A 14,665-nucleotide genomic window follows, 5' to 3' on the forward strand; every position below is an offset into this window, starting at 1 on the left:
GATGGGCTTTATTTATACAGCCAATAAAGGAGTTGAGAGTATGAAGTACATAAAAGAAGCGTGTGTAGAAGGGTATGAGCAGGCAAAAAAAGCAGAAAAGCTAGGAGTAGACCGCATTGAATTATGTGACAATCTCAGTCAAGGAGGCACTACGCCAAGTTACGGCACCATTCAATATGCAAGCGAACATCTTGATACAGATATCAACGTGATTATTCGCCCAAGAAGCGGCAACTTTGTATATTCGGAAGCAGAATTTCAAATTATGAAAAAAGACGTTAAAGCATGTAAAGACCTTGGAGTAAATGGAGTAGTATTCGGCATATTAACAGAAAAAAGTGAAATCGACTACGGGCGTACTAAAGAGTTAATAACAGAAGCTCGTCCTTTAAGCATTACGTTTCATATGGCATTTGATGAGATTAAAGATAAATACAAAGCCATTGATATACTTAGTGAATTGGGAGCAGACCGTATTTTGACAAAAGGAGGGAAAGGATCTGCTTTGCAAAATCTGCATATGATCCGAGAATTGATTACATATGCTAATGACCGTATTATTATTTTGCCCGGCGGAGGAATTCATGAAGGCAACGCAGAGCGGGTTATGAAAGAAACAAAAGCAACTGAATTACACGGAACAAAAATTGTAGGAGATTTATCCTGTTAAATAAAAAAGCTGTTCCAAAAGGAACAGTTTTTTTATTTTGATGTATTTTCTTTTGCTGCTAAGCTGCTCGTCACTTTTGTACGTTGAAAGAAAAAAGAACCTACGACGAGTACAGCAATTAAAAGAGTTAAGAAGAACTGAGAACGTAATGAATCAATAAATGCCATGGCAATAAAAATACTAGTGATGGCAAGGATTGTAGCGTAAGTTAAGTAAGGAAATAACCACATTTTAATTTTTAATGCTTCGGGATTTTCTTTTTCATATTTTTTTCTCATTTTAATCTGTGAAAATGCAATAACAAGATATACAAGAAGCGCTACGCCGCCTGATGCATTGACTAAGAACAAAAAGATTTTGTCCGGTGAAATGTAGTTAAAGATGACGCTAACGTACGAGATAACTGTACATGCTAATATCGCGCTAACCGGCACGCCTTTTTTATTTAATTTTGAAAAGCTTTTTGGCGCATCACCGTTTTGAGACATGGAAAACAGCATGCGAGAACTTGTATACAGACCAGAATTCAGACAGGAAAGAACGGCTGTTAAAATAATAAAGTTCATAATTTGAGCTGCGGCCGGTATATTCACTAATTCAAGAATAGATACAAATGGGCTTTTCATTAGGTTTGACGAATTCCATGGAAGAACCGTTACTAAAATAAAAATAGATCCTAAATAGAAAAACAAAATGCGATAAATAACGGTATTGGTCGCAATGGTAATGGCTTTTTCAGGCTGAGACGATTCACCTGCTGCGGTTGCGACAATTTCTGTTCCCATAAAGGAGAACATGACAAGGGCAATTCCTAAAAATACAGAGCTAATTCCATTCGGTAAAAAGCCGCCTTTGTGCAAAAGGTTGGAAGTACCGGGAGAATCAATTCCTGGAATGAATCCACAAATAATAGCTATACCTAAAAGTAAAAAAAGAACGATACTGACGACTTTAATGAGGGAAAACCAATATTCAAATTCTCCGAAAGATTTAACAGAGTACAGATTGGTCATCGTTAATAAAAAAGTAAGAGCCAGGCTTACTCCCCAAGACGGTAAAGACGGGAACCAGTATTGAATAATATTTGCACCTGCAATGGCTTCAACAGCAATAACGATAACCCAGAAAAACCAGTAGAGCCAGCCAATCGTGTAGCCGGCCCAAGGACCTAATGCCTCTTTTGCATAAGTGGAAAAAGAACCGCTCGAAGGATTTGCAGTAGACATTTCGCCAAGCATTCGCATAACTAAAATAACGAGCAAACCGGCAAATGCGTACGAAAAAATAGAGCCCGGTCCAGCGGTGTTAATGAGTGATCCGCTTCCGATAAACAATCCAGCCCCAATAATTCCTCCAAGAGAAATCATGGTGATGTGCCTGATCTTTAACTCTTTTTTTAACTGTGGCTGTGTATCGCTGTTCAATCGTAAAACCCCCTAATGTAATCTGAATTTTTAGTTAATATAGAGAATTATAGTATGTTGTCAGGCATAAGGACAGGATATTGTTAGAAGTTCTTTCATATAAAAAACCGGATATGAATTGTTGCATTCATATCCGGCTTACTCTGACACAGACATTCATTATGCGTATAAAGTACCTGATTAGCGTCTTTTTTCTTTACTATGATAAGCAATCTAGATGAATGTCTTATGAATGTTAGCTGAAAATCAGCTGAATGATCGTTTTAGATATTTTAATCGAAAGAGGTATAAATCCAAGTAAAGGATACTGCAGAATAAGTTTCAAACTCTCTGCAAAGCGTTAAATGCGGGTTTCCCTTTCTGAAAACGGGTATATATAGTAGTAAGAAGTTTATTCTTTTGCTAAGTATAAAAGAAAGATGTGCGATAGAAACAGGAGGTTATAAATAATGAAACATGTTGAAGTAGTAGAAAACGGAGCGAATATTAACGAAGCAGTTAATCAATTTGCAGATAAAGGTTTTGAGAAAAATGAAGTATACGTGTTTACCTATGACAAGGAAAATTCTAAAAATTTAACAGAAGTAACGGACACAAATATTATTCGACTGTCTGAAGAAGGTCCTTTACATTCAGCAGCGAGTTTATTTTTAACAAGAGAAGATGAGCTTCGAACAAAAATGGCTTCACTAGGCTTATCAAAAGCCGAAACAAAAAAATATGAAGAAGAGTTAAAGAAAGGCAGTGCGATTGTAGTGGCTGCTACAGGAGAAAGAAAAGACGTTTAATTTTAATAGAGGCTAGGGCAAAAGTAGTTTAGTTGAAGGAAGATCCGAACGCGTTTGATTCTTGATGGAGAATCAAACGTGTTCGGATTTTTTTATGGGGACGGTGTAACAAGTGATCTATACGAGCTCCTTTATCCCATTTGTTCGTCTTTAGATTCAATTGATTTCGTTATGTCTCACACTCTTTTTTGTTTTTTCCAATATATGATTGATAAAACTAATGGTATTAGTTAAAATGAAAACTAATACCATTAGTTTTTATTTTGATAATAGGGGATGAGGAAATGAGAATAGTTCGTGAGAGAATGTTGTATCAACTGACGTTTTTGCCTCGCTTTTTTCCAGTGAATTGTTATTTAGTCGAAGAGAAAAACAGTCTTACATTAATTGATGCAGCTCTTCCTTACAGCGCGTCAGGTATTTTGAAAGCTGCAGATCAAATTGGAAAACCGATTACTCGAATTGTTTTTACACATACTCATGAAGATCACATCGGAGCGATTGATAATTTGAAGAAAAGTTTGCCGAATGCTTCTGTTTATATGTCGCAAAGAGATTATCGATTATTTTCAGGAGATTTCACACTCGATTCTGAAGAACCTCAAAACCCAATCCGTGGAGGAATACCAAAACTAGGAAAGATTTCAACTAAAATTGATCATTTCATCGAAGAAGAGTCTTATATAGGCTCACTTGCTCCTATTTTTACACCTGGACATACACCTGGGTCTATGTCTTTTTTAGACCAGAGAACGAACGCATTAATTGCCGGAGATTCTTTCCAAGTGCGAGGAGGAATTGCGGTATCAGGTCAGTTAAAACCGCTGTTTCCGTTTCCTGCCTTTGGAACGTGGAGCAAAGAGCTAGCGCTTAAAAGTGCAGAAAAGCTATATGAACTAAACCCGTCACTTCTTGCTGTTGGACACGGAAGAATTCTTTCTCAGCCGCTAAAATTGATGGAAAAAGCAATACAACAAGCAAAAGTAAAAATAGAAAAAAGGAGATGAAGGGATGTCGCCACGACAAGGACTAGATTTCAAAAAGGTTATTCAAACAGGTGAAAATTTAGCCAATCGTGAAGGATTTTATGCTGTTACAATTGCTTCATTAGCCAAAGAATTAAATGTTCGTCCACCGTCTTTATATAACCATATAAAAGGGTTAGAAGAGCTGCGCAAAGAACTGGCTTTAAGTGGACTGCAGCAGCTATATCATCTTTTAAAAAGTGCTGTTGAACATGCTTCTGCAGAAGACGCTGTTTATCAGCTAAGTAAAGCGTACGTTTCATTTGTAAGAAAGTCTCCGGGAATATACGAAGCAACGGCAACGGTAGCACCAAGGATACAGGATGAAGAAGTACAAAAAGCATCTGATAACATTGTGCTTTTAGTGCTGGATGTGTTGAAACCGTATCATCTTCCGGAAAATGAAGCCCTTCATGCTGTTAGAAGTCTTCGCAGCATTTTACATGGGTTTTCTTCTTTGGAGCAGAAAGGGGGATTTGGAATGTCATTAAGTACTGATGAGACACTAGATTTTTTAACCCGTACGTTTGTATTAGGGCTACATCGGTATAAACAGACCACATAAATTTCATTAATGCCACTAAGCCTAATGCTTTAGTTGAAATTGAAAAAAAAGAGAAAGAATGATAGATTACAAATAAAGACATTTATTCCTATCGTTTTAGGGTTGTTACTGATGAAGCAGGCAAAACCTAAGCTGCAAGGACAGAAAAAGGTAGTTTCTGTTTGTTGCTGTTTAGGTATTTTTTGTTTTTATTTAAAATAACCAGCCCTTTTCATTTGTTTTATAAGGGGGAAATCTTCTGAGAATGGAGAGAAGCAAACATGCTTAATTCAAGAATGATCGTCATATTAAGAGAACTAATGTCCGTACAGTCTACATTATCAACCGTTACGAGTGAATATTTAGCAACAGTAAATCAAGTATCTTCTCGAACTATTCGAACGGATATAAAACAGCTAGATGACATTTTGTCTCAGTACGGAGCTAAAATTAAATCAGCTCGAGGGACAGGATATGAACTTAGCGTTTTAGATGAAAAACAGTTCCATCACCTATTAAAAGAACTTTCGGCTAATCAATTATTTGATGCAACTTCTATTCCAACCGTTCCTGATGACCGCGTGCAGTATTTAATCAAAAGATTGCTGCTAGCAGACGAATATTTGAAGCTTGAAGATTTAGCAGACGAGTTGTATATTAGCAAGTCAACGGTTCAAAACGATTTAAGAGACGTTAAAAAACAGCTGTGTAAGTATGATATTCTTTTAGAAAAACGTCCTAACTATGGCTTGAAAGCTAAAGGGGACGAAATGAAAATGAGATTTTGTATGTCTGAGTACATATTCAACCGAAAAGATAAAGAAATAGATATGGTATACAATAAAATCTCTATCCTGCCCCAAGAATCAATCTTAACGATTAAAGCCCACATTTTAAATCAAATAAAACGATACAATATTATGGTTTCAGATATTGGATTAAACAATTTAATCATTCATTTAGCTATAGCTTGTAAGCGAATACAAGAAGAAAATTTTATCTCTTTGTATTCAGAAGATCTGCTCGAGATTATGGAGCACAAAGAATATGAAGTAGCAGCTGAAATTGTGCGAGAGATTGAAAATGCATTCAACATTCGTTTTCCGAAGTCAGAAACGGCATATATCGCCATTCATTTGTTAGGTACAAAAATGCTCAACAATAGCAATCATGAAGAAAAAGAAGTGAAGCAGTTTATTGACACAAATATTTATGAATTAACAGCAGCTATATTAGAAGCAATTGAAAAAGAGCTTCATTTAGGAATTAGTGAAGATTCAGAGCTGATCTTTGGCATGAGCTTGCATTTGAAACCGGCTATCAACCGCTATAAATATGGAATGAATCTGCGAAACCCGATGCTTGAAGGAATTAAGAGTCATTACCCTCTAGCTTTTGAAGCTGGGATTATAGCTGGGAAGGTTTTGAAAAATTGCCTTGAAATCGACATGCATGAAACGGAAATTGGCTATTTAGCTTTACATATTGGAGGGGCCATTGAACGTCGGAAAATTATCAATCAGCCTAAGCGCTGTTTGATTGTATGCGCATCGGGAGTAGGGAGTGCCAAGCTATTATCGTATAAGCTGCAGGCTACTTTTGGATTAAATCTGACTATTTTAGGAACAACGCAGTATTATAAGCTTCACCAAATGTCGCTGCACTCTTTAGATTTTATTGTTAGTACCATTCCAATTCCAGATCATCTTCCTGTTCCTGTAGTACAAGTAAGTACTATTCTAGGAAACAGTGATTTTAAAAAAATTGATTGTTTAATGAAGAACAAACCGCAGCCTTCATTAGAATACACAAAAAAAGAATTGGTATATTTACAGCAAGAATTTCAAACGAGAGAAGAAGTGCTTCATTTTTTAGGAGAGAAATTAACTCATCTAGGACTAGTTCCTTCTCAATTTATAGAATCTGTTTTTGAAAGAGAAGCTGCATCACCAACAAGTTTTGGCAATCTCGTTGCGATTCCTCATCCTATGGTTCCTCAAACGGATACGACGTTTTGGGCCATTTGTACGTTAAAAAAACCGATTATGTGGGAAGGAAACCTCGTACAATTTATTTGCCTTTTAAGTGTAAAAGCGAATAATCAAGGCGATTTGCAGAAGATGTACAGTTTGTTAGTCCGCGTTGTGGATGATAAGCAGGTCGTGCAGCGCTTAGTAAAGTGCAAGGATTATGAGGAATTTATAGAGGTGTTTATGAAAAATATTAGATAAAAAAAGAAGTCTAAGAGAGGGGCTTCTTTTTTATCTGAATGTTCAAACATAATTTTTCCGTTAGTAGCGGAAAAAGGTTGTGTATAAATGTAAGCGCTTTTATTTTAAGATAAAACTATCAACAAAACAGATAGCAAAATAAAAAACGGGGGAATGACAAATGAATATTCTATTATGTTGTGCAGCTGGAATGTCTACAAGTTTACTAGTAACAAAAATGGAAAAAAGCGCTCAGGAGCAAAGCACGGAGTATAAAATTTGGGCGGTTCCTGGTGACTCTGTTCGCAACCATATTGATCAAGCAGATGTACTTTTATTAGGACCTCAAGTGCGCTACTTATTGCCGCAGTTTAAGAAGCTAGGTGAAGAAAAAGGAGTGCCAGTTGACGTTATAAATCCTGTTCACTACGGAACGTGTAATGGAGAACAAGTGTTAAAATTTGCGGTTCAACTAGTTTCAAAATAGGAGTGTGGACTACATGAGCAAATTTAATAGTATGCTTGAAAGCAAAGTAATGCCTATCGCGGGAAAAATGGCGGGTCAACGCCATTTACAAGCACTTCGAGACGGTATTGTTCTGACAATGCCGCTCATTATTATCGGTTCAGTATTTTTAATACTGTCGAATTTACCGATACCAGGTTACAACGACTTTATGGCAGGGATTTTCGGAAAAGAATGGGCAACAAAAATGGCCTATCCAGTTGGAGCTACATTCGATATTATGGCGCTGCTTGCTTGTTTCGGAATAGCCTATCGGTTAGCTGAAAAATACGGAGTAGATGCTTTGTCCGCAGGGGCTATTTCACTTGCTGCTTTTTTACTTGCTACTCCGTATAAAGTGTCCTTTCTCCCAAGTGGAGCCAAAGAAGCTATTTTAGTAGACGGCGGAATTCCAACCGCTTTAATGGGAAGTAAAGGACTCTTTGTAGCAATGATTGTCGCGATTCTCTCTACGGAAATTTACAGATGGTTTATTCAAAAAGACATTGTCATTAAGATGCCTGATGGAGTTCCTCCCGCTGTTGGAAAATCGTTTGCTGCTCTTATTCCTGGCTTTACGGTAATAGCATTTATTTGGATTTTACGTTTGTTAGTAGAACAAACGCATTTTGGAAGTCTGCATAATATCGTTGGAGAATTGCTCGGAAAGCCTTTAGGTGTGTTAGGCGGCAGTTTAGGCGGTACGCTAGTTGCCGAGCTTGTTATTATGCTCATGTGGTCTTGTGGACTTCATGGAGCGAATATTGTCGGTGGAATTATGGCTCCCATTTGGTATGGAGCTATGGATGAAAACCGAATTGCATTTGCTAATCATGAAGCATTACCAAATATTTTTACACAGCAGTTCTTTGATATTTGGATCAATATCGGAGGCAGCGGAGCAACGTTAGCTCTAGTTGTAGCTATGATTTTAAAAGCACGCAGTCAACAAATGAAGCAGCTTGGTAAGTTAGGGATAGGGCCAGCTCTTTTTAATATCAATGAGCCGATCATCTTTGGACTTCCGATGGTGATGAATCCAATGATGCTTATTCCGTTTATTATTACCCCTCTTGTGACGGTAGTAGCAACCTATATTGCAATGTCGACAGGACTGGTAGCAAAACCAGCAGGTATTGCGGTTCCTTGGACAATGCCTCCGATTATTTCTGGTTATTTGGCAACAGGAGGGAAATTATCGGGTGCAGTTATGCAAGCTATTAACATCGGAATTTCTGTTTGTATTTATTATCCTTTCTTTAGAATGTGGGATAAACAAAAATTTGCCGAAGAAAATGGGACACAGCCTACAGTTGAAGAGGTACCAAGTGATACACAGAAAGATATTGTGTGAGGAGGGATAAAGAATGGAAAGCGTTCAAGAATATATTTTTAAATTAATCTTACACGGTGGAAACGGGAGAAGTTCAGCAATGGAAGCGATAGCAGCTGCCAAAAGCGGAAATTTTTCAGAAGCACGTGAAAAGCTTACACAAGCTGCGGAAGAATTAAATGCTGCTCATCATATCCAAACGTCGTTAATTCAAGGTGAAATTAGAGGGGAAAGCACAGAAATTTCTCTGCTCATGATTCATGCTCAAGATCATTTAATGAATGCGATGACAGTAAAAGAAATGGCTACTGAATTTGTAGATTTATATGAGGCAATCAAAATTTCCGGGGGGATTACATTATGACAAAAGGTATTAAGATTGTAACGATTGGCGGAGGTTCAAGCTATACGCCTGAACTAATAGAAGGGTTTATTAAACGATATTATGAACTTCCAGTTCGAGAACTGTGGCTAGTAGACGTGGAAGAAGGAAAAGAAAAATTGGAGATTGTTGGGAATTTAGCGAAGCGAATGGTGAAAAAATCAGGTTTGCCAATTGAGGTTCATTTAACGTTAGATCGAAGAGAAGCACTAAAAGATGCGGATTTCGTAACGACTCAATTTCGCGTTGGTTTGTTAGATGCACGAGCGAAAGATGAAAGAATCCCGCTTAAATACGGGGTGCTTGGTCAAGAAACAAATGGACCGGGCGGACTATTTAAAGGACTTCGCACGATCCCCGTTATTTTAGATATCTGCCGTGACATTGAAGAGTTATGTCCAGAAGCTTGGCTGATTAACTTCACAAATCCTGCAGGCATGGTAACAGAAGCTGTGCTCCGCTATAGTAACATTAAAAAGATTGTAGGGCTTTGTAATGTACCAATCGGAATGGAAATGGGGATTGCTAAGCTGCTTGATGTAGATCACTCTCGCATTCGAATTGATTTTGCTGGTTTAAATCACATGGTCTACGGATTAGATGTATATGTAGATGGTGTAAGTGTCAAAGATCAAGTTATTGATTTATTGAGTGATCCAACTAACAGCAGCTTTGTGAAAAATGTAGCGGGACTTGGATGGGAACCAGAATTTACAAAAGCGCTAAATGCGTTAACTTGTCCATATCACATGTACTATTATAAAACGCGTGAAATGATAGAAAAAGAGCTTGTTAATTATGAAAAAGGTGAAACGAGAGCAGAAGTCGTAAAACAGTTGGAAAAAGAGCTGTTCGAACTGTATAAAGATCCTAATCTAGACATTAAACCGCCTCAATTAGAACAGCGTGGCGGAGCCTATTATAGTGATGCAGCCGTTCGATTAATTACATCCATTTATACGGATAAAGGCGATATTCAGCCTGTAAATACTATCAATAATGGTGCCATAGCAAGCATTCCTGCTGATTCCGCCGTAGAAGTAAGCTGTATTATTACAAAAGATGGTCCAAAGCCAATTTCAGTGGGTGACCTTCCCGTACCTGTCCGCGGTCTTGTTCAAACAATTAAGTCTTTTGAGCGGATTGCAGCTGAAGCAGCAGTGACAGGAGATTATGACAAAGCTATTTTAGCATTAACCATTAATCCTCTTGTGGCTTCTGATAAACTAGCTAAGCAAATTGTTGATGAGATGCTAGAAGCTCATAAAGATTACTTGCCTCAATTTTTTAAAACTGTTCAAGCCTGAGAAAGAGCTGTTCGAATACGTTATGTATTCGAACAGCTCTCTTTTTTCTGTTTGTACAGCTAGATTTCTGGCATCATCAATGTAACAATATAAAATAGAAACAGACAGCAAAGGGTGGCTAGAAATGATTCATTTATTAATTATGATGGTAGAACGAGTCGGAGTTATTGTCATCTTAGGTTTTTTGCTGGCACATACAAAAGTTTTTCGGCAATTTCTCCGCAAACAGCAAGGTTATAAAGGAAAAGCTGTACTTATTTTTATTTTTTCTCTTTTTAGCATTATTAGTAACTACACGGGAATTGAAATTCAAGGAACAATTATTCGAAATGAAGATTTATTATTAAAAGTAGATCCATCAAGCTCGATTGCAAATACGCGAATTATGGGTGTGGAAATGGGCGGTCTGCTTGGCGGTCCTTTTGTTGGTTTAGGAGTAGGACTACTTGCTGGCGTTCATCGCTTTATGTTAGGAGGGAGTACGGCGTTTAGCTGTGCAGTTTCGTCCGTTTTAGCAGGGGTGTTAACTGGATATATCGGCTATGCCTACCGGAAACAACATCGAACGATTACACCGCGCTTTGCTGCACTTGTAGGCATAGCGATGGAAACGCTTCAGATGCTGATTATTTTGTTATTTGCTAAACCGTTTGATTCGGCATGGACGCTAGTGAGTATTATTGCTATTCCAATGATTATTGTAAATGGCACGGGAAGCTATATTTTCTTATCTATTATTCAGTCCATTTTACGGCAAGAAGAACAAATGAGAGCGCTTCAGACACACAAAGTATTATTAATCGCGGATCAAACTCTTCCACATTTTCGTCAGGGGCTCACTAGTGAATCATGTGAAAATGTTGCAAATATTATTCATCGCTTCACGGGTACGGATGCTGTTTCACTAACTGATACGCACAAAATTTTAGCTCATGTAGGGGAAGGAATTGATCACCACGTTCCTTCGCATAGTTTAATTACCGGGCTGTCTCACGAAGTGCTGAAGACAGGAAAAATTATGAAAGCAAAATCGAGAGAACAAATTGATTGTCAGCATAAAGACTGCCCGCTTCATGCCGCTATTGTGATGCCGCTTACTTCTCATGGTACTACCATTGGAACGCTAAAAATGTACTTTAAAGATGCAAGCGGGTTAAGCCGGGTGGAGGAAGAGCTGGCAGAAGGATTGGCTAAACTTTTTTCAACTCAGCTAGAGCTCGGGGAAGCAGAGCTTCGAAGTAAATTGCTAAAAGATGCGGAGATTAAAGCTTTACAGGCACAGGTGAATCCTCACTTTTTATTTAATGCCATTAATACGATATCGGCGCTGTGCAGACAGGACGTAGAAAAAGCCAGAAAGCTGCTTTTGCAGCTAAGCATTTATTTTCGTTCCAATTTGCAAGGTGCAAGGCAGCTGTTGATTCCGTTATCAAAAGAGCTTGATCATGTTCACGCGTACTTATCGCTTGAACAAGCCAGGTTCCCTAATAAATACGAAATTGACATGTATATTGAAGAAGGACTAGATGATGTCTTGCTTCCGCCGTTTATTCTTCAAGTGCTTGTGGAAAATGCCATTCGGCACGCGTTTCCGCGTAAACAAAAGCACTGTCGCGTAGAAGTTTATATTGAGACAAAAGATAAATATGTATACGTAAAGGTAAAAGACAATGGACAAGGTATAGACACAAAACGATTGCAAATGCTTGGCAATCAGCCCGTTTTTTCAGAAAAAGGAACGGGGACGGCTCTTTATAATATTAAACAACGTTTGCATGGATTGTTTGGAAAAGAAACAACACTGGAGTTTGACGTAACAGAAGGAACAGCGGTTTCGTTTGTTATACCAATTGAATTAAAAAGCGAGGATATGTAATATGCTGCGAGTATTAATAGTAGATGATGAAATGTTAGCGCGAGATGAATTAAAATATTTATTGCATCGAACAAAAGAAGTAGACTTCATTGAAGAGGCTGAAAGTATCGAAGAGGCGTTGGATAAAATGATGGATGAAAAGCCGGATTTATTATTCTTAGATATACAATTGTCAGATGACAGCGGTTTTGATATTGCTAAAAGGCTTAAAAAAATGAAAAATCCGCCAGCTATTATATTTGCAACCGCGTACGACCAGTACGCTTTACAAGCCTTTGAAGTAGATGCAATTGATTACATTTTGAAGCCTTTTGATGAAGAAAGAGTGGTGCAGGCCATTCATAAATATAAAAAAATGCGTGTTCCTCATCACGCTGTGAAAGAAGAAGACTCGATAGGAGAGTCTTCTTCTCAAACTGGAAAGTTAGCGATTTCTGTAGACGATTCGATTGTGTTAGTGAATATAAAGGACATCTTGTTTGTAGGATTAATAGAAGGAGAAGTCACCATTCAGACCATAACAGAATCCTACCATGCTGCTGATACGCTGGCTATGCTAGAAAAAAAGCTCCCTTCTCAGTCGTTTATTCGTGTGCACCGGGGGTATATCGTCAACGTACATCATATTTCCGAAGTACAGCCTTGGTTTAATTCTACGTATAATTTAGTAATGAAAAACGATGAGCGAGTTCCTGTCAGCCGTACATATGCTAAAGAATTGAAGAAACGTTTAGGAATTTAAGGGAAAAACAGCTTGCGTATGCATTTTGGCAAGCTGTTTTTTGCATTTCAAGGCTCGATTTTTGTAAGTGAGCACAAATATTTGACTCTTTAATTTGAAAACGCTTTCTTGTTGATTTTCATTTTATATAATGAAGTCAACAAACAGAGAGAGGTGAAAGAAATGAGTGCTAAAAAAGTGTATGGCTTTTTAACACAAGCATTTATTTTTTCCGTAATTATGTTGATTTCAGATTTTATTGCAGAGCATTTGCCTTTTCCAATGCCAGCTTCAGTCATTGGACTCGTGCTGTTATTTCTTGCGCTGTGCTTGAAAATTATTAAACTAGAGCAAGTTGAATCACTGGGAACGGCTTTAACTTCTTTGATCGGATTTTTATTTGTACCAGCAGGTATTTCTGTCATGAATTCATTAGGTGTTATGCAGCAGTATGGCATTCAAATTTGTTTAGTTATCATCGTAGCAACGATTATTTTGTTAGGCGTTACAGGCTTATTTTCACAGCTTATACTTGGCATGACAAAAGATAATAAAGTAAAAGAAGAAAGAAAAGATGTAGATATGAGTGAAAAAACGAAAAAACAAGGTATTGCTTAACATCAATTATAAAGAGACAAGGTGGTTGGAAAGATGAATCCGTATTTTGGAATCGTGGTTTCTTTAGCTGCGTACGGCATTGGAACGTATTTATTTAAAAAGTCAAAAGGTTTTTTCTTATTTACTCCTTTATTTGTGGCAATGGTACTCGGAATTGCTTTTTTGAAAATTGGTCACTTTTCTTATGAGGAATATAGCAGCGGTGGGAAGATTATCAGCTTCTTTTTAGAACCGGCAACAATTGCTTTTGCCATCCCTTTATATAAGCAAGCTGATAAATTAAAAAAGTACTGGTGGCAAATTCTTTCTTCTATTGCGGTAGGGTCAGTTTGTTCGGTAGCGATTATTTTTGCGATTGCTAAAGGTATTCATATGGATGAAGTCGTGATGAAATCAATGCTTCCACAAGCAGCTACAACAGCGATTGCGCTGCCATTGTCTCAAGATATTGGAGGGATTCCTGCTATTACTTCCTTTGCTGTTATTTTTAATGCAGTCATCGTATATGCGCTGGGCGCTTTATTTTTAAAAGTATTCAAGGTGAAAAACCCAATTTCAAAAGGATTAGCTCTTGGAACTTCTGGACATGCGCTAGGGGTAGCCGTAGGGATTGAAATGGGAGAAGTAGAGGCAGCCATGGCAAGTATTGCCGTTGTTATTGTAGGCGTCGTCACAGTTGCCGTTATTCCACTTTTTGTTCAGCTAGTCATGTAACAAAAGCCTGAAGAAGTCAGTGATTTCCTGACATCTTCAGGCTTTTGTTTGTTAATACACCACTCCAAAATGTCGTGATGCGCAGTTTTGACAGGTTGTATGGTCAAAAAGACTCTCAGGAATGATAAATTCAAAACAAAATTGACATTGTTTGAATTGACTTTGTCTATAAAACATTGTCTCTAAGAAAATAGCTGTAATATGTTCGGTTATGTGCTTATGGGAACGTTGTTCTAAAGTGGACCATGGAATAGACTGATGCTCTATGTAAATCGGACAGGAAGTATAGGGTGTATCCCATTGAATGGCTTGATATCCAAACGTAAGGCCATGATGAGCTGCTGATGTAAATATGATCAGGTTTTGATGGAATTCTGGCAGAGGTAATTCTAGTTTTTGATCTTTAAGCGATCTCGTTTTGGAATGAAGGTTATACAATTTAATTTGAAAATGAATCCACTGAGTGGCGTGAACAGTTATTGACATGTTTTAAACCTCCAATTCAGAATCTTTCTTTTATCATAATTGATTTCAAAATAAATAAATAG

15 protein-coding genes are annotated in these 14,665 nt (G+C 37.7%); 13 read left to right on the forward strand and 2 right to left on the reverse strand.

From position 1 onward, the window contains the following. Positions 1-40 precede the first annotated feature (40 nt). A complete protein-coding gene (locus tag LIS78_RS03925) occupies positions 41-670 on the forward strand; it encodes a copper homeostasis protein CutC (RefSeq protein WP_209150996.1) in 630 nt (209 codons plus the stop codon). A gap of 32 nt (positions 671-702) precedes the next feature. Here LIS78_RS03925 and LIS78_RS03930 read toward each other — a convergent pair whose 3' ends face one another. Then, positions 703-2,037, reverse strand: a complete 1,335-nt coding sequence (locus LIS78_RS03930; protein WP_209151704.1) for an amino acid permease — start codon at positions 2,035-2,037, stop codon at positions 703-705. A 506-nt stretch (positions 2,038-2,543) separates the two neighbouring features. On the opposite strand from LIS78_RS03930, the gene LIS78_RS03935 reads away from it, so the two are divergent. The 12 genes from LIS78_RS03935 to lrgB all read left to right on the forward strand — a co-directional run bounded on the left by LIS78_RS03935 (position 2,544) and on the right by lrgB (position 14,117). Then, a complete protein-coding gene (locus tag LIS78_RS03935) occupies positions 2,544-2,882 on the forward strand; it encodes a YflT domain-containing protein (RefSeq protein WP_252284660.1) in 339 nt (112 codons plus the stop codon). Positions 2,883-3,166: 284 nt separating this feature from the next. Beyond that, entirely contained in the window at positions 3,167-3,889 is a 723-nt protein-coding gene (locus LIS78_RS03940) for an MBL fold metallo-hydrolase (protein ID WP_209150997.1), read from the forward strand. Between the two features lie 4 nt (positions 3,890-3,893). Next, positions 3,894-4,472: a TetR/AcrR family transcriptional regulator gene (locus LIS78_RS03945; protein ID WP_195781160.1), complete on the forward strand. Its 579-nt coding sequence runs from the start codon at positions 3,894-3,896 to the stop codon at positions 4,470-4,472. Between the two features lie 260 nt (positions 4,473-4,732). Further along, positions 4,733-6,682, forward strand: a complete 1,950-nt coding sequence (locus LIS78_RS03950; RefSeq protein WP_209150998.1) for a BglG family transcription antiterminator — start codon at positions 4,733-4,735, stop codon at positions 6,680-6,682. Between the two features lie 160 nt (positions 6,683-6,842). Further along, the gene (locus LIS78_RS03955) at positions 6,843-7,148 is read left to right on the forward strand and encodes a PTS sugar transporter subunit IIB (RefSeq protein WP_209150999.1); all 306 of its coding nucleotides are present in this window, start codon (positions 6,843-6,845) and stop codon (positions 7,146-7,148) included. Positions 7,149-7,161: 13 nt separating this feature from the next. Then, positions 7,162-8,520 carry a PTS cellobiose transporter subunit IIC gene (celB, locus tag LIS78_RS03960; protein WP_195781158.1) on the forward strand — a complete coding sequence of 453 codons (1,359 nt, stop codon included), beginning with the start codon at positions 7,162-7,164 and terminating at the stop codon, positions 8,518-8,520. A 13-nt stretch (positions 8,521-8,533) separates the two neighbouring features. Further along, positions 8,534-8,863 carry a PTS lactose/cellobiose transporter subunit IIA gene (locus tag LIS78_RS03965; protein ID WP_114894216.1) on the forward strand — a complete coding sequence of 110 codons (330 nt, stop codon included), beginning with the start codon at positions 8,534-8,536 and terminating at the stop codon, positions 8,861-8,863. Continuing rightward, positions 8,860-10,188: a 6-phospho-beta-glucosidase gene (locus LIS78_RS03970; RefSeq protein WP_209151000.1), complete on the forward strand. Its 1,329-nt coding sequence runs from the start codon at positions 8,860-8,862 to the stop codon at positions 10,186-10,188. Before LIS78_RS03965 ends, LIS78_RS03970 begins: the two co-directional genes overlap by 4 nt. Positions 10,189-10,312: 124 nt before the next feature. Beyond that, a complete protein-coding gene (locus LIS78_RS03975) occupies positions 10,313-12,064 on the forward strand; it encodes a sensor histidine kinase (RefSeq protein WP_195781155.1) in 1,752 nt (583 codons plus the stop codon). 1 nt (position 12,065) lies between these two features. Then, complete coding sequence (locus tag LIS78_RS03980) at positions 12,066-12,806, forward strand: LytR/AlgR family response regulator transcription factor (protein ID WP_195781154.1); 741 nt, start codon at positions 12,066-12,068, stop codon at positions 12,804-12,806. Positions 12,807-12,968: 162 nt separating this feature from the next. Then, positions 12,969-13,403, forward strand: coding sequence for an antiholin-like murein hydrolase modulator LrgA (gene lrgA, locus LIS78_RS03985; RefSeq protein WP_195781153.1), 435 nt, complete (start codon positions 12,969-12,971; stop codon positions 13,401-13,403). A gap of 33 nt (positions 13,404-13,436) precedes the next feature. After that, positions 13,437-14,117 carry an antiholin-like protein LrgB gene (gene lrgB / locus LIS78_RS03990; RefSeq protein ID WP_013055484.1) on the forward strand — a complete coding sequence of 227 codons (681 nt, stop codon included), beginning with the start codon at positions 13,437-13,439 and terminating at the stop codon, positions 14,115-14,117. A gap of 51 nt (positions 14,118-14,168) precedes the next feature. Here the strand turns inward: lrgB and LIS78_RS03995 are convergent, their stop codons facing one another. Then, the gene (locus LIS78_RS03995) at positions 14,169-14,603 is read right to left on the reverse strand and encodes a hypothetical protein (RefSeq protein WP_016763097.1); all 435 of its coding nucleotides are present in this window, start codon (positions 14,601-14,603) and stop codon (positions 14,169-14,171) included. Positions 14,604-14,665 lie beyond the last annotated feature (62 nt).

Source organism: Priestia megaterium (assembly GCF_023824195.1).
GTDB lineage: Bacteria > Bacillota > Bacilli > Bacillales > Bacillaceae_H > Priestia > Priestia megaterium_D.